Source organism: Salmonella sp. SJTUF15581 (genome assembly GCF_043356775.1).
Taxonomy (GTDB): domain Bacteria; phylum Pseudomonadota; class Gammaproteobacteria; order Enterobacterales; family Enterobacteriaceae; genus Salmonella; species Salmonella enterica.
In genome coordinates, this window is sequence record NZ_JBEUJY010000011.1 from 48,394 (window position 1) to 68,127 (window position 19,734).

Annotated in this window: 19 protein-coding genes, 5 pseudogenes and 1 riboswitch; of the genes and pseudogenes, 7 read left to right on the forward strand and 17 right to left on the reverse strand. The window is 47.3% G+C overall.

Translation table 11 applies throughout. The annotated features are described in order from the left end of the window. Positions 1-62: 62 nt before the first annotated feature. The 10 genes and pseudogenes from ABVN36_RS17795 to ABVN36_RS17840 form a co-directional block, all read right to left on the reverse strand. Positions 63-241, reverse strand: a pseudogene (locus ABVN36_RS17795) (RHS domain-containing protein); the annotation flags it as partial. Between the two features lie 3 nt (positions 242-244). Continuing rightward, positions 245-464 (reverse strand): annotated as a pseudogene (locus tag ABVN36_RS17800) (type IV secretion protein Rhs); the annotation flags it as partial. 57 nt (positions 465-521) lie between these two features. Further along, on the reverse strand, positions 522-863 hold the full coding sequence (locus ABVN36_RS17805) for a hypothetical protein (RefSeq protein WP_000680151.1): 342 nt from the start codon (positions 861-863) through the stop codon (positions 522-524). After that, positions 863-1,291 carry a hypothetical protein gene (locus tag ABVN36_RS17810; RefSeq protein ID WP_138808417.1) on the reverse strand — a complete coding sequence of 143 codons (429 nt, stop codon included), beginning with the start codon at positions 1,289-1,291 and terminating at the stop codon, positions 863-865. The genes ABVN36_RS17805 and ABVN36_RS17810 overlap by 1 nt, the downstream gene beginning before the upstream one ends. Continuing rightward, positions 1,289-1,552 (reverse strand): annotated as a pseudogene (locus tag ABVN36_RS17815) (RHS repeat-associated core domain-containing protein); the annotation flags it as partial. The pseudogene ABVN36_RS17815 and the gene ABVN36_RS17810, both read right to left, overlap by 3 nt. A gap of 402 nt (positions 1,553-1,954) precedes the next feature. Next, positions 1,955-2,330 (reverse strand): annotated as a pseudogene (locus ABVN36_RS17820) (ISAs1 family transposase); the annotation flags it as partial. 390 nt (positions 2,331-2,720) lie between these two features. After that, positions 2,721-3,164: a hypothetical protein gene (locus tag ABVN36_RS17825; RefSeq protein ID WP_000646715.1), complete on the reverse strand. Its 444-nt coding sequence runs from the start codon at positions 3,162-3,164 to the stop codon at positions 2,721-2,723. 549 nt (positions 3,165-3,713) lie between these two features. Next, positions 3,714-4,133 carry a hypothetical protein gene (locus ABVN36_RS17830; protein ID WP_023219765.1) on the reverse strand — a complete coding sequence of 140 codons (420 nt, stop codon included), beginning with the start codon at positions 4,131-4,133 and terminating at the stop codon, positions 3,714-3,716. A 427-nt stretch (positions 4,134-4,560) separates the two neighbouring features. Next, positions 4,561-4,758 (reverse strand): annotated as a pseudogene (locus ABVN36_RS17835) (hypothetical protein). Between the two features lie 24 nt (positions 4,759-4,782). After that, positions 4,783-5,400, reverse strand: coding sequence for a hypothetical protein (locus ABVN36_RS17840; RefSeq protein ID WP_023138375.1), 618 nt, complete (start codon positions 5,398-5,400; stop codon positions 4,783-4,785). Between the two features lie 163 nt (positions 5,401-5,563). On the opposite strand from ABVN36_RS17840, the gene yegQ reads away from it, so the two are divergent. Then, positions 5,564-6,925, forward strand: coding sequence for a tRNA 5-hydroxyuridine modification protein YegQ (gene yegQ / locus ABVN36_RS17845; RefSeq protein WP_001517981.1), 1,362 nt, complete (start codon positions 5,564-5,566; stop codon positions 6,923-6,925). A gap of 450 nt (positions 6,926-7,375) precedes the next feature. Beyond that, entirely contained in the window at positions 7,376-8,422 is a 1,047-nt protein-coding gene (gene sseK2 / locus ABVN36_RS17850; protein WP_077908611.1) for a type III secretion system effector arginine glycosyltransferase SseK2, read from the forward strand. Positions 8,423-8,457: 35 nt separating this feature from the next. Here sseK2 and ABVN36_RS17855 read toward each other — a convergent pair whose 3' ends face one another. Then, positions 8,458-8,874, reverse strand: a complete 417-nt coding sequence (locus tag ABVN36_RS17855) for a CesT family type III secretion system chaperone (RefSeq protein ID WP_001677052.1) — start codon at positions 8,872-8,874, stop codon at positions 8,458-8,460. Between the two features lie 121 nt (positions 8,875-8,995). Continuing rightward, positions 8,996-9,331 carry a type III secretion system effector SteD gene (steD, locus tag ABVN36_RS17860; protein ID WP_033903599.1) on the reverse strand — a complete coding sequence of 112 codons (336 nt, stop codon included), beginning with the start codon at positions 9,329-9,331 and terminating at the stop codon, positions 8,996-8,998. A 564-nt stretch (positions 9,332-9,895) separates the two neighbouring features. Here steD and yegS point away from each other — a divergent pair. Beyond that, the gene (gene yegS / locus ABVN36_RS17865; protein ID WP_001273393.1) at positions 9,896-10,795 is read left to right on the forward strand and encodes a lipid kinase YegS; all 900 of its coding nucleotides are present in this window, start codon (positions 9,896-9,898) and stop codon (positions 10,793-10,795) included. Positions 10,796-10,847: 52 nt separating this feature from the next. On the opposite strand, the gene fbaB is transcribed toward yegS, so the two are convergent. Beyond that, a complete protein-coding gene (gene fbaB, locus ABVN36_RS17870; RefSeq protein ID WP_000129590.1) occupies positions 10,848-11,900 on the reverse strand; it encodes a class I fructose-bisphosphate aldolase in 1,053 nt (350 codons plus the stop codon). 253 nt (positions 11,901-12,153) lie between these two features. Between fbaB and ABVN36_RS17875 the strand changes: the two genes are divergently transcribed. Genes ABVN36_RS17875 through ABVN36_RS17885 form a run of 3 tightly spaced genes read left to right on the forward strand, consistent with a single transcriptional unit; the run spans position 12,154 to position 15,388 of the window. After that, entirely contained in the window at positions 12,154-13,425 is a 1,272-nt protein-coding gene (locus ABVN36_RS17875) for a nucleoside permease (protein WP_000858692.1), read from the forward strand. Next, on the forward strand, positions 13,422-14,426 hold the full coding sequence (locus ABVN36_RS17880; protein WP_000642787.1) for an ADP-ribosylglycohydrolase family protein: 1,005 nt from the start codon (positions 13,422-13,424) through the stop codon (positions 14,424-14,426). Before ABVN36_RS17875 ends, ABVN36_RS17880 begins: the two co-directional genes overlap by 4 nt. Beyond that, positions 14,423-15,388 carry a PfkB family carbohydrate kinase gene (locus ABVN36_RS17885; RefSeq protein ID WP_023138373.1) on the forward strand — a complete coding sequence of 322 codons (966 nt, stop codon included), beginning with the start codon at positions 14,423-14,425 and terminating at the stop codon, positions 15,386-15,388. The genes ABVN36_RS17880 and ABVN36_RS17885 overlap by 4 nt, the downstream gene beginning before the upstream one ends. Here ABVN36_RS17885 and ABVN36_RS17890 read toward each other — a convergent pair. Genes ABVN36_RS17890 through thiM form a run of 3 tightly spaced genes read right to left on the reverse strand, consistent with a single transcriptional unit; the run spans position 15,362 to position 17,728 of the window. After that, entirely contained in the window at positions 15,362-16,108 is a 747-nt protein-coding gene (locus ABVN36_RS17890; protein WP_000434062.1) for a GntR family transcriptional regulator, read from the reverse strand. The two genes, ABVN36_RS17885 and ABVN36_RS17890, sit on opposite strands and share 27 nt — an antisense overlap. Before the next feature lie 35 nt (positions 16,109-16,143). Continuing rightward, positions 16,144-16,944, reverse strand: a complete 801-nt coding sequence (gene thiD, locus ABVN36_RS17895; protein ID WP_001188955.1) for a bifunctional hydroxymethylpyrimidine kinase/phosphomethylpyrimidine kinase — start codon at positions 16,942-16,944, stop codon at positions 16,144-16,146. After that, the gene (gene thiM, locus ABVN36_RS17900) at positions 16,931-17,728 is read right to left on the reverse strand and encodes a hydroxyethylthiazole kinase (RefSeq protein WP_023138372.1); all 798 of its coding nucleotides are present in this window, start codon (positions 17,726-17,728) and stop codon (positions 16,931-16,933) included. Before thiM ends, thiD begins: the two co-directional genes overlap by 14 nt. A 31-nt stretch (positions 17,729-17,759) precedes the next feature. Next, positions 17,760-17,856: riboswitch (TPP riboswitch) on the reverse strand. A gap of 281 nt (positions 17,857-18,137) precedes the next feature. Between thiM and rcnB the strand changes: the two genes are divergently transcribed. Next, entirely contained in the window at positions 18,138-18,452 is a 315-nt protein-coding gene (rcnB, locus tag ABVN36_RS17905; protein WP_000837534.1) for a Ni(II)/Co(II) efflux transporter accessory subunit RcnB, read from the forward strand. A gap of 261 nt (positions 18,453-18,713) precedes the next feature. Here the strand turns inward: rcnB and ABVN36_RS17910 are convergent, their stop codons facing one another. Continuing rightward, positions 18,714-19,721 (reverse strand): putative fimbrial-like adhesin protein, encoded by a 1,008-nt coding sequence (locus tag ABVN36_RS17910; RefSeq protein ID WP_000765278.1) that lies wholly within the window; start codon positions 19,719-19,721, stop codon positions 18,714-18,716. Positions 19,722-19,734: the final 13 nt, after the last annotated feature.

The window sequence follows — 19,734 nt, forward strand, 5'->3', positions numbered from 1 at the left end:
TTCTTGCGTTACGTTGTCAATAGCTGTTTCCCGATCAATTGGTGGATCCATATAAAAATGCAATACAGCCCCGATTCCTCATCATATTGCTGCCCCGGCAGCCGTATCACCGGCTCCAGGTGCGCCGAATTTTCCTCACCAGACAGGTTTCCCTATTCATCATACTCCCCGCGCCACGCCACCGTATTGTCCGGGTAATCAGCGCCAGTGGCAGTCCACGCTGGTCGCAGTGGTAAAGATGATGTATGAACGGCAGCGGGCCGGACAGCGCGAAGTTGGTCTCCCCCGGCAGCACCTTCGTCCCCGGCAGCGGGTTTACCGGCTCGCCGGACGTCATTCCGCCCGGACATACCGAGCACGCCACGCCTGTCGGCGCGCCTATCAGCCCCCCCCCGCAGCCCCTGGACTATCGGGCCACCTTCTGCTGTCATATCATTCTGGCGCGCCGCTGGTTTTCCGCTCATCACTCAATTCCTTTTATTATTTAATTTGATGTGAGGAATAAGGTATGTACGTATTTATCACTTGTGATACTCCTCGTTTTTTATCATTTTCCCCACCAAACAAAACCATTGAACATATCCACCAAATAAAAACCACCACCATATTGCCACTGTCAAAACATATTCACTGTGAATGGTTGTAAAAATAAAACCAAAAGACAATAAAAATAAAAACAAAACAATAGCAAATATTATTCCTGTCGGAAATGATATTATTACCATCCCATACATCATAATACTATTCAGTTCACTTATATCGTAATTTGAATCTAACTGAGAAAGTCTAAGTAAAGAAACACATAATATAGAGATTGACATTGTTATCCAGATCATTTTTATACTTCTAATAAAGTGTTTCATTATAACACTCCAGTTAAAATAAATCTCATAAGCCGTCCTGCATTATTCCCGGAACATTTCATCTGACATGTTTTTAAAGTATCATTAGACCAATCCTGACAATTATTGACCAATCCAAATTTCATCGGGAACATCCAGTCGGGTAATACGGTATAAAAAGGCCTTGCTCCTTTTAGTTTTTCTTTTAGGCAGCTTTCAATACAATCATTATCTGGTTCGACCGATTCGCACCGGCTAGCACCTTCTCTCGTATCGTTGCTCGCTTTTCCTGGCCCTAACATTCCATCAGTTGGCCATTCTCCTCGTTGATCCTGACCACCACAAACATATCCATTTTCCCCGTCAGGAACACAAAGATATTGATGATATAAAGGATTACCCCATATATCAGGGCCACTTTTTTCACCCGTACCTCCTAGTGAATGCAATGGTTTAGTACATTTTAGTGTTTCCAATCCTAATGGATCTATATCTGTGACCGGATTCAGCGGATATTTATAAAGGTTTCATCCCCCGGCTAATCCGATAGGATCCTGCGTGATGTACCTTCCCTGTTCCGGATTGTAATAACGGTGCCGGTTGTAATACAGCCCCGATTCCTCATCATATTGCTGCCCCGGCAGCCGTATCACCTGCTCCAGGTACGCCGGATTTTCCTCACCCGACAGGTTTCCCCACTCACCATATTTCCGCACGTCGACAAATTTATCTTAAATATCAGATCAGTCATGCCTATAGATTGTGTACCATGCGAAACATCGAGCCAACCTATCTGGAATGTATGGAACATGATCTTTTACCCATTTTTCTATATTTTTTTCCTCTGATATTTCAGCCGCACCACTCCATATTGTGATAAAATCATCCTTAAACTCATCTCCAGAATAAAAAATAAACGCCTCATCGGCACCATATGTTTCTATATAGACGATTGAACTATTTTGCTCTTTAAAAAATTCGAGTATATTTAATCGTTCTGTTTTTAGTTGTCTTTTGATATTATTTTGCAAAGAATCTCTTTGTGCAGCACTCAATTTATCAGACATATTAGTACATGGTGTTTTTGCAAATGAAAAACCACAAGCCAGGCAAAATACTAACGTACATTTAAGTATATTTATTCTTATCCATCTCATTATCTCACATCCCCAAATTTCATATTCACCCGATTTTATTATTTCAAAAAAGCTCTTGACATTTCCCCTTCTTATCCTGCAATCATCCTCGTTCATCGCCACTTCCAAACGCCAGTGCAATTTATTTTCCACATCCCAATGGCTTCTCATCGCATTAGCAAATTTTTCTGCTGTTAAATCTTCTGAACATATATAATATCTCACCCAACATTTCCGGTTCTTTCTTTCCGCTACGTTTCTCTGAACGAAAAGATACCGTCACACATAGTTTTTTAACCCCTCATTCAAATGTAAAATCAATTAGCTCATCCGGAACATCACTGACAATATGAGTCACATGTTATTTAACATTCAATGAGAAATATATCTCTTTGTAATCTTTAGATGAGGGTGAATCCCCTACGCCCATAAAAATGAACATTATTTTTGTTGGTGGTAATGCCACCTCTGCCTGAAGGCACTGTTCTATCAGGGAAAGATCATAACAACCATAACTCAAACATTAATTTATGAATTTAGTAATAACGCAACATTAATCTGTAAAATCCAGCACTGACTTGTATTTAAAAAGTTGTATTTAACGTGCTAAATATACGATTCCTGGTTATTTTATTCTTTATCCAGGCGTGTGCAAAAATATACTTTCATACTCTCGTCATGATGCTGAAGGTTAAATTTAATTCATTTTAAAAGGCTAAAACCCGGATGAAGATCTACCTCGTCACCAAATCAATTTACCACCACCACCTATATAACTTCGGCCTGGGTATGGAAGTATAAACATGTCATCACATTTTTCCCTGGAACACCCCCAGTATATCGTTTCCTTACCATCGGACCATTCTGCCGTGGCAGCAGCATTAATAGAAAAATGCCATTTTTTCTTATTATAAATCAACTCACCCGTTATTTCACAGGGAAACCAGAGCCAAAATCCAGTCATGGTATCACTCATTTCCTTGTATTTATCACTTAACGAAAATATTTTTTCTATCTGACTTGCATTTAAAACCCATTTATTGCATAAGTTTCTATCCCCAGGCTCTTTATTATAAGGACTCATATAATGGGACTGATTTATTTTTAATATCTTCATATCAGCAAAACAATAACTCACAGAGGATAAAAATAGAATCACAAAAATAATCACATTATTCGCTTTCATATTAACACTCTATCCAGGTCGAACGCATACCATTGTAGTTTAGTCGAGCGACGGCGGGCATATAGTTTTCCTCATTATATATTGATGTGATTTTGTATCATTGCAATTATAATATTAAAGTTACCTTACTCAGTTTAGTAAAAAAAGGCAGAACATGTTTGACGTCAATATTATTTAACATTCTATGAAGAAGTACAAATTCAAACTAACAGTTTGCACTTGTTTTTTGAATAAATAATGAGAAATTTTTTATCTGACTTGTTCTTTGCCCTAATTACTACAAATCCGTGAGTTTGTACTCGATTTTACATTATTGTCGATAGTCAGGAATTATTGATATATAATTCAGTAAATTTGACAAATTCGTTTCAGAATGACCTTGCTTTTATGTGAACTTCATTCATTTTTCAAACCGTCTCATATAATCTTTTCATGCAAATTTTCTTGTCGTACACATTGAAAACATATAACAAAAATATGCTCACGACATATCCAATTAATATTTCATACCATCATTAACTTCATCATCATAATTTATGAAATATAGAATTATTTTAGTGTAATACGTTTGAGTGGCAACCACTCACCAGGCTGAGAATATGAAAACATTTTTCCTTTTATATAATATGCTTTTCCTTTATTGCTTATCTCAAATTGCGGTGATGGATATGGACATGCATTTTCCTCGTCGCCGTTATAGTATAATGCCAAAACACCAGAATTGATTTTTAAAGAGTAGTCACCAATGCATGTTATCCCCGCATGCCAGGTTGTCATGGATAAAGAAGCACGATTATTTTTACTATCTATCTTTAAATTATATTGTAAAAAAACCTGACTCCCATCATTTAACTGCTCGCCAAGTTCCTCGACTCTAAAGTTACCATCCCATTGAGTTTGAGTAATCGCAAAAGTATTTGCGCTCCATAAGCAAGAAAAAATAAATAGATACTTTATAAAATCGCCCATACCACTAACCCCTGATTTAATATGTAGAAGGTATCAATTCAGTATTCAGCATTGCCACACTATACACAAAATCACTCAAGTTGCATCAAGGCGGCAAGGATTTGCTATTGCGCAATGCGTAAAAAACAAAAATATATTTTTCATAATAAAATCCACTAATAAGTAGATTCAATGGATTCCATCTTATCAATACGTAATTATCATTTTCTGTTCAACCTCAACCTGATTTCCTCTTAGTACTGAGCATCGTCTGCGATCGTTAATTCTACCTCTGATGATATCTCGTTAAAAATAACGCTACCGCCATACCCTGGTTTACAAACCTGCACACCCTAAGATTACTCTCTTATCTGCATTAAGAATATCATTGTGTTTTTTTTCGGAATATATAAAGATTCCCCATAGTGGATACATAACGTGAGCCAAATTAGTTAAAGACGTAATCACTGACGCTATAATAAGTCAAATGACCTTTAGTATTTTCTTTAATGCATGTTGCCGAGGTAATTTCAACTTTATTTTTAGTGAATTAGTTTCATATTCAGGAAATACTTTATTTAAATCCTGAATATTGGGGGCAGTGTCATAACATCCTGATAGCAGAAAGATATAAATAAGCAGCTATTTACCCTGATTAAACATATATGCCTCACGCACTACAATCTTCCGTGACCAAATCCAGCAGCGTTAAACTCCACCCTTTGCCCAAGCCATGAAGCTCGCTCAGATGAAAAATCAAACCATCACCCCATTTTTTCGGCACTGCCACCACTCGCTCTGATTGCAGCTCAAGCCGCCTGGCGTTTGCTATACGGGTATCAGACGCCTGATCCCCATTATCCGCTCCATTCACCATGCTAAACGTCAGCAGCGCATTATCAGAACCGGTATAGCTGACAAAAAAACCGGCGTGATCCCATCCCTTTTCACAAACGTACTCAACCTCCGTGTGGTGATCAAATTCGTTATCCACAGGAATATGCTCTGAAAACCAACCTACCTGCCCCAACAGGTAGTTAAAACCGGGTATCGGCTTATTAATATCAAAATTTTTCATCCACTTATAATCAACCCCAGCCCCAATTCGGTACAGCACATACATCCCAACTTTTTTATCAATCAGGGCATTAATTTTCGCGTTGTCTCGCTGCTGAAAAGCGATAATCACCTGTCTTGCCGTCTCTTCAAACGACGGAGCGGCACAAACGGGATGCGCGACCATTCCCAGCAGACTCAACGCGATGGCCGTGCGGCTCATTTTCATCATTGGCTCTCCATTAACATCCGGTGTTCTATTAGCGCCAATATACTCTCGCAATATTTACTCGGCCTGTCCGTAAGCGTACAATGCCCGCCCTTAAAGTGAGGACTCTCCTCAAGCCGCCTCATCAGGTGAGGCGGATCTGACCTGTCATCAGAACGAGAAAATGATGTTTAAACCAGAACTTCTTTCGCCGGCGGGAACGCTGAAAAATATGCGTTACGCTTTCGCTTACGGTGCCGATGCCGTCTATGCGGGCCAACCGCGCTACTCTTTACGCGTGCGTAATAACGAATTCAATCACGAAAATTTGCAGCTTGGCATCAACGAAGCCCACGCGCTCGGAAAAAAATTCTACGTGGTGGTGAACATCGCCCCGCATAACGCCAAGCTCAAAACCTTTATCCGTGACCTGAAACCCGTCGTCGAGATGGGCCCGGATGCGCTGATCATGTCCGATCCAGGGTTGATTATGCTGGTACGCGAGCACTTCCCGGCAATGCCGATTCACCTGTCGGTACAGGCTAATGCCGTAAACTGGGCGACGGTAAAATTCTGGCAGCAGATGGGGCTGACACGCGTGATTCTCTCCCGCGAGCTGTCACTGGAAGAGATTGAGGAAATTCGCCAGCAGGTGCCGGATATGGAAATAGAAATTTTCGTCCACGGCGCGCTATGCATGGCCTATTCCGGCCGCTGCCTGCTTTCCGGCTACATCAATAAACGCGATCCGAATCAGGGCACCTGCACCAATGCCTGCCGTTGGGAATATAACGTGCAGGAAGGAAAAGAAGACGTTGTCGGCAACATCGTGCATAAGCACGAACCGATTCCGGTACAGAACGTTGAGCCGACGCTCGGTATCGGCGCGCCGACGGATAAAGTGTTTATGATAGAAGAGGCCCAAAGACCGGGCGAATACATGACCGCGTTCGAAGACGAGCATGGCACCTATATCATGAACTCAAAAGATTTGCGCGCTATCGCCCACGTGGAGCGCCTGACGAAAATGGGCGTCCACTCGCTGAAAATCGAAGGCCGCACCAAATCCTTTTATTACTGCGCCCGTACCGCGCAGGTCTACCGTAAGGCCATCGACGACGCCGCCGCGGGTAAACCCTTCGACCCTACGCTGCTGGAAACGCTGGAAGGTCTGGCTCATCGCGGCTATACCGAAGGTTTCCTGCGTCGCCATACGCACGACGATTACCAGAATTACGAGTACGGGTACTCCGTTTCCGAACGCCAGCAATTTGTCGGCGAGTTCACCGGCGAGCGTAAAGGCCAACTGGCGGCCGTGGCGGTGAAAAATAAATTCTCCGTTGGCGATAGTCTGGAGCTGATGACACCGCAGGGAAATATCAATTTCACCCTGGAACAGATGGAGAACGCCAAAGGCGACGCTATGCCGGTGGCACCTGGCGATGGCTATACCGTCTGGATGCCCGTCCCGCAGGACGTTACGCTGGATTACGCACTATTGATGCGTAATTTCTCAGGCGAATCAACGCGTAACCCCCATGCTAAGTAGTTAATTGCGGTTATTTTTTCATGGCGGGAAGATTCTTAGAAATTGATCACATACCGCTTCGCTCAATGCGGGTATTATTCAACGCGCTGAAAAACATAACCCATAAATGCTAGCTGTACCAGGAACCACCTCCTTGGCCTGCGTAATCTCCCTTACGCAGGCTTATTTTTTGCGTATAATCAATAAAAAAGTGGTACTTCCCGCCACATCCAAAAATTGAGCACACTAACCAAAGCGCAAATGGGCGCTTAGGTTTACAGACCTCCACTATTCATGGCCAGCCAGCAAGTCACAATCCTCCCGCATCCGGTCAGACTCAGGACTTAGCATTCTGACGTTTACGTTTAACATCAGTAAATTAAATCAATAACTGCTTTGTGAGAACTTACACAAAAAGTTTCCAGGTTATTAAATTAAGGTTAAAAACTGATAATTTAAGCGTGTAAAAATATGGCACGTTTTAATGCCGCTTTTACAAGGATTAAAATAATGTTTTCCCGGATTAGAGGTTTGATTTCATGTCAAAGTAATACTCAAACCATCGCACCTACGCTCAGTCCACCCTCATCAGGCCATGTAAGTTTTGCTGGGGTTGATTATCCTCTATTACCACTAGATCACCAAACGCCGCTCGTTTTTCAGTGGTTTGAACGCAATCCAGATAGATTTGGTCAAAACGAAATTCCCATTATCAATACGCAGAAAAACCCTTATCTTAATAATATTATCAATGCTGCTATAATAGAAAAAGAAAGAATTATTGGTATTTTCGTTGATGGCGATTTTAGCAAGGGACAAAGAAAAGCATTGGCAAAATTGGAACAAAATTATAGAAACATAAAGGTTATTTATAATTCTGACCTTAATTATAGCATGTATGATAAAAAGTTAACGACGATTTATTTAGAAAACATCACCAAACTGGAAGCTCAGCCAGCAAGTGAACGAGATGAGGTCTTGCTTAACGGGGTAAAAAAAAGCCTGGAAGATGTCTTGGAAAACAATCCGGAGGAAACGCTTATTTCATCTCATAATAAAGACAAAGGGCACTTATGGTTTGACTTCTACAGAAATCTTTTCCTGCTAAAAGGAAGCGATGCTTTTCTGGAAGCTGGTAAACCTGGTTGTCATCATCTGCAACCAGGCGGTGGGTGCATATATCTTGATGCAGATATGTTACTTACTGATAAACTCGGCACGTTGTATTTACCTGATGGTATCGCTATCCATGTAAGTCGTAAAGATAATCATGTTAGCCTTGAAAATGGGATTATTGCTGTTAACCGCAGCGAGCATCCAGCATTAATAAAAGGACTCGATATTATGCACAGTAAACCTTATGGCGATCCCTATAATGACTGGCTCAGTAAAGGGTTGAGGCATTATTTTGACGGTTCTCATATACAAGATTATGACGCATTTTGCGATTTCATTGAATTTAAACACGAAAATATCATTATGAACACAAGCAGTTTAACTGCCAGTTCTTGGAGGTAATCATGATAGCCTTGTTTTACTCGCCCTTACCACCGTCACGTATAATCGGTATCCAGAGTTATTCCTTTATCCTGTAAAATGTGATACAGATTCTCCATTGATCTAATAACCACCTCAATTTCACATTCAAGTTTCTCTACAGAACTTTCATTGAGTGAGAAGTTGAGAGCCAGTAATAATGATTGTGAGTTATTATCATAACACAAATGTGGTCCATTATTCTCTGCAAACCATAAATTAGCATTGAGAAATTCAAAAGCAAGATTATTATTATCCGGAGGTCTTCCGCAAAAACCGTATATCATTATATACTCGCTGTTAGTGCTTGTTAGTAAGATACGGTAACGGTTATCTATAATAAATGAGCATAATCTGTTTTCGTCAAAGACAATTGAATCGGCATTTAATTTTAGTGAAAACTGTCTTAATAAGCGATCGGCTCTTGAATACATAACACCCCATACTCTATTTAAAGCGTTTCTATATAAGTCATAAGCCTCTGGTCTGGACGCTTAACACCCCGTGTCATCGTCAGAATTCGTCTTTTCCCTATGACTTGCTGTGTTTGCTCATTTATGGCCAGGCTGGCCGGGTTCTGACGCCATTTGCGCTAAGGTATAGTCCGGCGCATATTCCCATCATACCAATTCCCCCCATGCCAAACGATGCGCCTAAAACCGTCAGAGCGGTAGTATATGCAGCACCACTACTGACACTGGCGACAACCCCTGAGCATACCCCACTGAAAATACCTGTAAACAATGCCGTGGTTCCTACGCATATTAAACATCTGGGTTTATTGCCGTGAGCGTTAAACTCAACGATTTCAGCTGCCGGACTTTCTTCATTACACCGTTCAGAAGGGGAGAGCAATGGCGTTTGCGCATTCACGCCTGAAGTAACATTCATATAAACCTCTTCATGCACATGCCTGTTTATGTTTATGAGAAAAGCGATACCTCAGGCAACGGTACGACTATAAGACACCGCGCCAAGTCATCATCTAAATAGGTTTTATTTGATAACAAGAATAGTGTACTGCTAATAGTGCGCCTTGTTCCTGCCAAAGCAGTCTAAAGAACATTTCGATTTTATGCTATTAAAAAGTATGTTTGGTAATAAATATCAGGTTTTTATCTGATATTATGAAGTTTGAAATTAATACTGATAACTGACGTATGTTCGTCTTGTTAATTCTCCGTTTCGTTATCAAAGTCGCTATATCGGAAAGCGTCTGACTACCCCTTGTGATTTCCTTGCACTCTCACAAGCGCTACTCAATGCGCATACCGGCATCTCTCTTGTCGCCATTTGCCTTAAACCATGCTTCACTTACCGCTGCGTACAGCAGGAAGAAAAACGGTAAAGCAATAAGTGCGCAACATTTCAATTTTCATCCTGTTCTGACCTCGCTTTTTCATTTCTGCTATACACTTTCTGGAGATTGTTGTTCAACCTATTAAGGCATAACGGATGGCTAACTTTCCCGCCAGCTTACTGATCCTCAATGGCAAAAGCGCTGATAACCAGCCGCTACGTGAGGCCATTACTCTACTTCGCGACGAAGGTATACAGATTCACGTTCGGGTAACCTGGGAAAAAGGCGACGCGCAGCGTTACGTTGATGAAGCCCGTAGACTGGGCGTTGAAACGGTGATTGCCGGCGGCGGAGACGGTACCATTAATGAAGTGTCGACCGCGCTCATCCAGATCCGCGACGGCGTAGCCCCTGCACTGGGCCTTTTGCCGCTCGGCACTGCCAACGATTTTGCCACCAGCGCCGGTATTCCTGAAGCGCTGGACAAAGCGCTGAAACTGGCGATTGCCGGAAACGCGATGGAAATTGATATGGCCAGGGTCAATGATAAAACCTGTTTTATCAATATGGCGACGGGCGGTTTTGGCACCCGCATTACTACCGAAACGCCGGAAAAACTTAAAGCCGCGTTGGGCGGCGTCTCCTATCTTATTCACGGTCTGATGAGAATGGATACGCTGACCCCTGACCGCTGCGAAATACGTGGCGAAAACTTTCACTGGCAGGGAGATGCGCTGGTGATCGGCATCGGCAACGGTCGTCAGGCCGGCGGCGGGCAGCAATTATGTCCCACCGCGCTAATTAACGACGGGCTGTTACAGCTACGGATTTTTACCGGCGAAGAGCTGCTGCCGGCGCTGTTTTCCACGCTCACGCAGTCAGATGACAATCCGAATATTATTGACGGCGCCTCGGCGTGGTTTGATATTCATGCGCCGCATGAAATCACGTTTAATCTGGATGGCGAACCACTCAGCGGGCAAGAATTTCATATTGAGGTGCTGCCTGGCGCATTACGCTGTCGGCTGCCACCAGACTGCCCGTTACTACGTTAATAACGCCTGTCGCTGGCCGGATGCGTTCACATCCGGCTTTTCTTCGTTGAACTCAGGCGATGGTGACTTTGCTATCCAGATAGACATCCTGTACGGCATTAATCAACTTCACGCCATCAGCCATCGATTTCTTAAAGGCTTTACGTCCCAGAATTAGCCCCATTCCACCGGCTCGTTTGTTGATCACCGCGGTACGAACCGCGTCGCCGAGGTCAGTGTCGCCGCCGTCCGCGCCGCCGGAGTTGATAAGCCCGGCGCGTCCCATATAGCAGTTCGCCAACTGGTAACGTACCAAATCAATCGGGTTATCGCTGGTCAGTTTGCTGTACACGCGATCGTCGGTATAGCCGAAGTTGACCGCTTTATAACCGCCATTATTCTCGGCCATTTTCTGTTTCACAATATCCGCACCAATCGTAGCGGCCAGATGGTTGGCTTGCCCCGTCAGGTCAGCGGATACATGGTAATCAACGCCGTCTTTTTTAAAGGAAGAATTACGCAGGTAAGCCCACAATACGGTCACCATACCCAGCTCATGCGCACGCTCAAAAGCGGCGGAGATCTCTTCAATCTGGCGACGGGACTGTTCCGAACCGAAATAGATCGTCGCGCCTACCGCCACGGCGCCCATATTGAACGCCTGCTCAACGCTGGCGTACAGGGTCTGATCGTACTCTGTCGGATAGCTCAATGTTTCGTTGTGATTCAGTTTGACCAAAAACGGAATACGGTGCGCATAGCGCCGTGAAACCGAGGCCAGTACGCCGTAGGTAGAGGCCACGCAGTTACAGCCGGCCTCAATCGCCAATTCAACAATATTTTTTGGGTCAAAGTAGCGCGGGTTGGCCGCAAAAGAGGCGCCGGCGGAGTGCTCCACCCCCTGATCGACGGGCAGTATCGAAAGGTATCCTGTTCCCGCCAGGCGACCAGTATTATAGAGCGTCTGCATATTACGCAGAACGGCTGGTGGACGATTATTGTCAATCATCACCCGGTCAACGTAATCCTTGCCGGGTAGATAAAGCTGATCGGAAGGAATGGTCATACAACGATGCTGTAAAAGGCTGTCGGCGTCTTTGCCAAGCAACTGCGCAATATCAGTCATAGCTATGCTCCCGTAAGTTCCGATAGGGTATCGGAAGGTGAATAGTCCTGCCCCGCAGATTGCGGGTCGCAATAAGCCTGGTACTGACCGACCATTTTTGCCAACTTTAGCGCATTTTTTCGGCGCTATCTGCTGACTCGATTCACGTCCGAAAAAGTGTTAGATCGGTCAAAATTAATGCTCAATGGTATTTAAAAGGTATTATTAAATGGTATTGTCATGGCGTACCTTACCTGTCATGAAGGATTCAAAAATGAAAACGACCTTTAAACTGTCGTTCATGATGTTCGTGGAGTGGTTTATCTGGGGCGCCTGGTTCGTCCCCCTGTGGCTATGGCTAAATAAAAGCGGGTTTTCCGCCGGTGAAATAGGCTGGTCTTATGCCTGTACCGCCATTGCGGCGATCCTGTCGCCGATTCTGGTCGGCTCCGTTACCGACCGTTTTTTCTCAGCGCAAAAAGTCCTGGCGGTACTGATGTTTGCAGGCGCCGTGCTGATGTATTTCGCGGCGCAGCAAACCACCTTCGCCGGATTCTTTCCGCTGCTTCTGGCCTATTCATTGACCTATATGCCGACCATCGCGCTGACAAACAGCATTGCCTTCGCTAACGTACCGGACGTTGAACGCGATTTTCCACGCATTCGCGTTATGGGAACCATTGGGTGGATAGCCTCCGGCCTCGCCTGTGGATTCCTGCCGCAAATGTTAGGCTATAACGATATTTCCCCCACCAACATTCCACTGCTCATAACCGCCGCAAGTTCAGCGTTGCTGGGCGTATTTGCGTTCTGTCTGCCAGACACGCCGCCAAAAAGCACCGGCAAGATGGATATTAAAGTGATGCTGGGGCTGGATGCGCTGGTCCTGCTGCGCGATAAAAACTTTCTCGTTTTCTTCTTCTGTTCCTTTCTGTTTGCGATGCCGCTGGCCTTCTACTACATCTTCGCTAACGGCTATCTGACGGAAGTGGGAATGAAAAACGCCACCGGCTGGATGACGCTCGGCCAGTTCTCTGAAATCTTCTTTATGCTGGCCCTGCCCTTTTTCACTAAACGCTTTGGTATTAAAAAGGTATTATTACTTGGTCTTATTACCGCTGCGATCCGCTACGGCTTTTTTGTCTATGGCGGCGCGGAAACGTACTTCACTTACGCCCTGCTGTTCCTCGGTATTTTGCTGCACGGCGTAAGTTACGATTTCTACTACGTCACCGCCTACATTTATGTCGATAAAAAAGCGCCGGTTCATATGCGTACCGCTGCGCAAGGGCTTATCACCCTCTGCTGTCAGGGATTCGGCAGCCTGCTGGGCTATCGTCTCGGCGGCGTGATGATGGAAAAAATGTTTGCTTATCCGCAACCGGTTAACGGTCTGACATTCAACTGGGCGGGCATGTGGACGTTTGGCGCAGTGATGATTGCCGTCATCGCGCTACTGTTTATGATTTTCTTTCGCGAATCGGACAAAGAGATCACTGCTATTGACGATCGCGATATTGCGTTGACACAAGGGGAAGTAAAATGAAAGCAGAACGTATTCTCGGTGCTCTTTACGGGCAAGCGTTAGGGGATGCGATGGGAATGCCCTCTGAGCTGTGGCCGAGAACGCGCGTCAAAGCGCATTTCGGCTGGATTGACCGCTTTCTGCCCGGCCCAAAAGAGAATAATGCCGCCTGCTATTTTAACCGCGCGGAGTTTACGGACGATACCGCAATGGCGCTCTGCCTGGCCGACGCGCTACTCGAATGCGAAGGCAACATTGATCCCGAGATTATTGGGCGTAACATCCTCGCCTGGGCGGAACGCTTTGATGCGTTCAATAAAAATGTACTCGGCCCGACGTCAAAAATTGCGCTGAACGCGATTCGCGACGGCAAACCCATCGCGGCGCTGGAAAACAACGGCGTGACTAACGGCGCGGCCATGCGCGTTTCGCCGTTGGGCTGCCTGTTGCCGCCAACTAACCTGACAGCCTTTATAGCAGAAGTAGCGTTAGCCTCCAGCCCGACGCATAAATCCGATCTGGCGGTGGCTGGCGCCGTGGTTGTCGCCTGGGCCGTCTCGCGAGCGGTTAACGGCGACACGTGGCAAAGTATTGCCGACTCGCTCCCCGCCATCGCCCATCAGGCGCAGACAGCGCGTATTACCACGTTTAGCGCCTCGCTATCGGCACGTCTGGAACTGGCGCTAAACATTGTCCGCCACGCCGACGGCGTCGAATCTGCCAGCGAACAGCTCTATCAGATCATCGGCGCGGGAACCAGCACCATTGAATCGGTTCCCTGTGCTATCGCCATGGTGGAACTGGCGAATACCGATCCTAACCGCTGTGCCGTGCTGTGCGCTAACCTCGGCGGCGATACCGACACTATCGGCGCGATGGCTACCGCCATTTGCGGCGCGTTGCACGGGGTAAGCGCCATTAACCCCCAGTTAAAGCAAACGCTGGACGAGGTTAATCAGCTGGATTTTGCGCGCTATGCCGTTGCGCTGGCGAGTTATCGTCAACGGCGGGAGGCACTATGAACGGCGCACGGTTGCTGACATTATTACCGACCCTGCATACCCGGCGTCCGCTCACCGTTATCGGCGCGGCAGTGATCGATATCATTGCCGACGCCTGGACGTTGCCGCGTCGCGGAGGCGATATTGAACTGCAACAACAGAGCGTCAATGTCGGCGGCTGTGCGCTGAATATTGCCGTGGCGTTGAAACGACTGGGGATTGACGCCAGCAATGCGCTACCGCTGGGCCAGGGCGTGTGGGCGGAGAGGATTTGCCGCCGTCTGGCAAAAGAGGGATTATCCAGCGTGATTGACGCGGTTGAAGGAGATAACGGCTGGTGTCTGGCGTTAGTCGAACCGGATGGCGAACGCACGTTTATGTCTTTTAGCGGCGTGGAAAACCAGTGGAATGCGGACTGGCTGTCGCAGCTCAGGACACCGCGGGGCAGTCTTGTCTACCTGTCCGGCTATCAACTGGCCTCGTCCTGTGGCGAACCACTGATCCAGTGGCTGGAAACCGTCGACGATGTCACGCCTTTTATCGATTTTGGCCCACGAATCGGTGACATTACAGACGATGCAATGGCGCGCATTATGGCCTGCCGACCCATCGTCTCCCTCAATCGCCAGGAAGCCATCATCGCCGCGGAACGCGCCGGACTTGCGACCGATACGCGCACTTTCGGCGAAGCATGGGTAAACCGCTTTTCCGCGCCGCTGGTGGTGCGCCACGATAAAGACGGAGCGTGGTATTTTAGCGCGCAATCTTCCGGCGTTGTGCCAGCGTTTCCGGCAACCGTGGTGGATACCATCGGCGCGGGCGACAGCCATGCTGGCGGCGTGCTGGCAGGACTGGCGTCAGGCTGGTCGCTCGCGGATGCCGTACTGCTGGGAAATGCGGTGGCGAGCTGGGTGGTCGGGCATCGCGGCGGCGACTGCGCGCCCACACGCGAGGCGCTACTCCTCGCACACAAAAACGTATAGGTCGCTACGACAATAACTGATGCTGTATTCAATAGGCCGCTGCTGCTGATCGAGCGCCACCTGCTTAATCACCAGCACCGGCACTTTACCATCCATTTGAATATGCGACTGAAACTCATCATCCGGCATCCGGGCGCTGACGCGAGATCGGGTACGCTGAGGGTAAATGTGCTGGCGACGAAAATAGTCATACAACGAAATGCCAATCGCGTCGACATCATGAATCAGATGCGCGGGCACCCAGGACTCTTCAATCGATACCGCGTCCTCATCAACATAACGAATGCGTTTGAGTAAAAAGACGTCGCTGCCTGCGGGGATCGCCAGATGCTGCGCGACCTCATCCGGACAACTTACCACACGTTTGTTAACCCATAGCGTATCCGGTTTTTTGCCGCGCAAGACAACCTGCTGAGAAAATCCCCGCGCCTCTTTCAGGGAATATTCAAAGATATTATTGATTTGCGTACCGTAGCCGCGGGCGCGCGTGACGACACCCTCTTCTTCCAGCGCCTGCATCGCTTTTCGTACCGTGATGCGCGAGACGCCGGTAAGCTGGCTGAGATCGCGTTCGCCAGGCAAAATATTACCGTGCTCAAGAATACCGCTGCGCACGGCATCCTTTACCGTCTGGGCGAATTTCATGTATAGCGGCGTATTATCCGCCGCTGAAATTCGTTCATTCAGTTGCGCGATGAGCCGGGTATGCGCTTGTTCCATTTATCTTTCCTGACGACGGGTCTGTAGGCAGTATACTACCACCACGCGTGGAAATGATGTACCGGACCAATGCCCTTCCCCACTTCCAGCGTGTCCGCCTGCGCCAGCGCCGCCGAAAGCCATGCCTTCGCCTCGTTTACCGTCTCTCCCCAACAGCGATGCCGGGGCCGTAACGCCGCCAACGCCGCCGACAGCGTACAGCCCGTCCCATGCGTATTTTTGGTGTTCACACGCGGCGCGCTAAAACGTTGCTCGCCCTCACGGGTAAAGAGCCAGTCCGGGCTTTGCGCATCCTCTAAATGCCCGCCTTTCATTAATACCGCTTCACACCCCATCGCCAGTAACGCCCGCCCCTGCGCCAGCATCTCCTGTTCCGTACGCGCATGGGGCGCATCCAGCAACGCTGCGGCTTCCGGCAAATTAGGCGTAATCAGCGATACCTGCGGCAACAGCCGGACGCGTAATGTTTCTATCGCAGAGGGCGAGAGCAACGGATCGCCGCTTTTCGCCAGCATCACCGTATCCAGCACCACATTACGTACATGATGGCGCTGTAGTCGTTCCGCCACGGCCTCGACAATATCGGTTTCCGCCAGCATCCCGATTTTCGTGGTATCAATGCGCACATCGCTGAACACGGAATCAAGTTGAGCGGCGACAAAGTCCGGCTCTATCCGGTACACCGACTGTACGCCACAGGTATTTTGCGCCACCAGCGCGGTGATGACCGAACAGCCATATGCGCCCAGCGCGGAAAAAGTCTTAAGATCCGCCTGGATACCGGCCCCGCCGCTGGGATCGGTACCGGCAATCGTCAGCGCGTTAATTCGTTGCATTGGCCGCCTCCACATCCAGATGATAGAGCGCATCAAGAAAAGCAGGGATGAAGCTGCCCGGTCCTTCGCTACGCTCTGCCGCGGCCTGTCCAGCCAGTTTCATCCAGCAGCAGGCCGAAGCGACATTGTCCAGCGCGGCGCCCGGTAACGCGCAACTGGCGGCGACGACCGCCGACAACGCGCAGCCGGTGCCTACAATGCGAGTCATTAACGGATCGCCGCCAGGAATGCTCAGCGTGCGCTGACCGTTAGTGACGTAATCTACCTCTCCGGTAACCACAACGATGCAGTCTATCTGACGCGCCAGCGCCTGCGCCGCAGGCAGTGCGGCCAACGCCGCCTCGGTGGTATCTACGCCGCGTCCGCCCAGCGCCATGCCGGATAACGCCAGGATTTCCGAGGCGTTGCCGCGTATTGCCGCCGGGCGCAGGGACAAGAGATCCAGGCAAAATCGCCGACGAAATTCCAGCGCGCCCACCGCGACAGGATCAAGCGTCCACGGCGTTTTGGCATCATAAGCGCTTTCTACCGCCGCACGCATCGCGTCAGCGCGTGAGGCGGTTAAGGTTCCGACATTAACCAGCAAGGCGTTGGCGAAGGCGGCAAACGGTCTGGCCTCGACGGGATCAATCACCATGGCGGGTGAAGCGCCCAGCGCCAGCAGCGTATTGGCGGTAAACGTTTGTACGACGTCATTCGTCATACAGTGCGTAAGCGGGGAGAGCGCGCGAAAGTGTTTTAACGTATGCGCCGCAAGCGTGCGGCAGTGCAGGTCAGGCTGCATAGTTCAGCTCCTGCCCGCGTGAAGAAGGGACACGAGCAGTGTCAGACTTCCCTACGCTGGCATTATCCAGATCAGGTGGTACGGGTATTTCTCAGCCTTCACAACGAAGGGCACCCCGAGTCGTCAAGCCCCACCGTGTTAAGCGGGGTTTCGCTATTAAGCATACTGTCTGCGCCAGACAATGTAAATTTACAGCCAGCGGCGGACGATAATTTCAGCGTTATCAGATAGTTCTCAAAACCTATTCGGTTCTGGCAAACTTGCTGGCGGATATGTTGCTGCACGACGCTTTCGTTTACACTTTTTACGAAAAGGGGCGTGAGATAACAAAATAGCGCTTGTCAGATACGCCACCAGCAGAAATGATACACACGATGTTAACTGACCCGCATATGTGGAGGGTAAAAGTATGAAAAGTAAGTTGCTGCCTTGCGCGCTGTTGCTTGCAACCAGTTTTGCATGGGCCGCCCCCGCGACAACGGGCATTGATCAATATGAGTTAAAAAGCTTTATCGCCGACTTCACCCACTTCAAGCCCGGCGATACCGTTCCGCAGATGTACCGCACCGATGAGTACAATATTAAACAGTGGAAATTACGTAATCTGCCCGCGCCAGATGCCGGTACTCACTGGACCTATATGGGCGGCGCGTATGTACTGATTAACGATACCGATGGAAAAATCATCAAAGCCTATGATGGCGAGATTTTTTATCATCGATAAAAAAAGCCCCCTCATCCAGAGGGGGAAATACAGCCCCATGTTACTTTTTTATTAGCCCTTAATCACTCTATCCCCTTCAAACTGCCTTTTTGTTGACTGCCTTCACTACCCGATTCGCTCTGGATCTCGCCCTTTTGAAACTACCGCATACCACATTAAAATTTATTGCAGAAAAATTGTCATCCCGGTCACTTATTATTGTAAGTGACCGGAAGTTCATTCACCTATCGCGCCATATATCTTAAATATTTTTCATATATATTAATCGTATTTCACATAGATCAGCGCAGTCGCTTTTAGATCGCCTGGCTTTATATTGTCTCGGTCATAAACATAATAACTGGCGATAATAGGGATTGTTATCATATCACTGTTGAGCGGCGTGCCTACTTGATCCACTTTCCATAACGTTGAAGCATTACCCTGCTCTGCTGTATTTGAAATATTCACCGTTTTTCCACCGCTCTCCAGTATAAATCCGACGCCATTATTCACAGCACCACGCAACACAGAATAGCTATCTGGTATTAAATCACTGCTGGAGAGATAAACCGTCATTTTACGCGATGCTTGTTTAGCATTACCAAAAAGATTATCACACTGGAGTCGAATATTATCCGCGGCATTTTTATTACTGACCTTGCCTGTGTTATATAATTCAGAAAGCGCAATATTCGGTAGCGTGATCGTCAGATCTTCAGGTTTGCAGGTTGTCTGCTTGCGATCGTAGGACACAAACAGATCAAATGAATATAACCCTGCACCTCTAAGATAACTATTATAATCTGCGGCACAGGCATTCCAGCCTCTTCCTGCTAGCAGGCACCCTAAAAACCGCAAACCGGCCGTAAACTGAGTTGCAGAAGAAGCGCTTGTTATTGATACCACCCCGTTGATTAGGACACTGTTCCCACTACCGGCAGAAATATTTACATTCGCCCCAGAGGAAGCGGGTTCAACCGTTACCGTATAGCCCGTTGTAAACGGCATTGTGAGAGTATTATTATCTGCCCAGGCGATTTTTAACTTCAGTTTTACTGTATCATTGTATAATCCCACGATGATATCGGAAGGATCCATACGCGTTATCTTATAAGTCCCTGAACAAGTTGTATCGTTAAAATTATGGCTATAAGTTGCGGACTGATTAGGGTTAATCGTAAAATCCTCACGAATAATTAAATTATCCTGATAAGTAATTTCTCCCGTACAGGCTGCGTATGTTTCAGGTAAAATCAATAACATCACGATAAAAAGAAAGAGTTTCATTTCACCACCTCAC

Excerpts from the sequence above, each read along its gene's own strand:
- ABVN36_RS17805 (WP_000680151.1), bottom strand. The coding sequence starts at position 863 with ATGAAACACTTTATTAGAAGTATAAAAATGATCTGGATAACAATGTCA.
- ABVN36_RS17825 (WP_000646715.1), bottom strand. The coding sequence starts at position 3,164 with ATGAAAGCGAATAATGTGATTATTTTTGTGATTCTATTTTTATCCTCT.
- ABVN36_RS17830 (WP_023219765.1), bottom strand. The coding sequence starts at position 4,133 with ATGGGCGATTTTATAAAGTATCTATTTATTTTTTCTTGCTTATGGAGC.
- ABVN36_RS17840 (WP_023138375.1), bottom strand. The coding sequence starts at position 5,400 with ATGATGAAAATGAGCCGCACGGCCATCGCGTTGAGTCTGCTGGGAATG.
- yegQ (WP_001517981.1), top strand. The coding sequence starts at position 5,564 with ATGTTTAAACCAGAACTTCTTTCGCCGGCGGGAACGCTGAAAAATATG.
- sseK2 (WP_077908611.1), top strand. The coding sequence starts at position 7,376 with ATGGCACGTTTTAATGCCGCTTTTACAAGGATTAAAATAATGTTTTCC.
- ABVN36_RS17855 (WP_001677052.1), bottom strand. The coding sequence starts at position 8,874 with ATGTATTCAAGAGCCGATCGCTTATTAAGACAGTTTTCACTAAAATTA.
- steD (WP_033903599.1), bottom strand. The coding sequence starts at position 9,331 with ATGAATGTTACTTCAGGCGTGAATGCGCAAACGCCATTGCTCTCCCCT.
- yegS (WP_001273393.1), top strand. The coding sequence starts at position 9,896 with ATGGCTAACTTTCCCGCCAGCTTACTGATCCTCAATGGCAAAAGCGCT.
- fbaB (WP_000129590.1), bottom strand. The coding sequence starts at position 11,900 with ATGACTGATATTGCGCAGTTGCTTGGCAAAGACGCCGACAGCCTTTTA.
- ABVN36_RS17875 (WP_000858692.1), top strand. The coding sequence starts at position 12,154 with ATGAAAACGACCTTTAAACTGTCGTTCATGATGTTCGTGGAGTGGTTT.
- ABVN36_RS17880 (WP_000642787.1), top strand. The coding sequence starts at position 13,422 with ATGAAAGCAGAACGTATTCTCGGTGCTCTTTACGGGCAAGCGTTAGGG.
- ABVN36_RS17885 (WP_023138373.1), top strand. The coding sequence starts at position 14,423 with ATGAACGGCGCACGGTTGCTGACATTATTACCGACCCTGCATACCCGG.
- ABVN36_RS17890 (WP_000434062.1), bottom strand. The coding sequence starts at position 16,108 with ATGGAACAAGCGCATACCCGGCTCATCGCGCAACTGAATGAACGAATT.
- thiD (WP_001188955.1), bottom strand. The coding sequence starts at position 16,944 with ATGCAACGAATTAACGCGCTGACGATTGCCGGTACCGATCCCAGCGGC.
- thiM (WP_023138372.1), bottom strand. The coding sequence starts at position 17,728 with ATGCAGCCTGACCTGCACTGCCGCACGCTTGCGGCGCATACGTTAAAA.
- rcnB (WP_000837534.1), top strand. The coding sequence starts at position 18,138 with ATGAAAAGTAAGTTGCTGCCTTGCGCGCTGTTGCTTGCAACCAGTTTT.
- ABVN36_RS17910 (WP_000765278.1), bottom strand. The coding sequence starts at position 19,721 with ATGAAACTCTTTCTTTTTATCGTGATGTTATTGATTTTACCTGAAACA.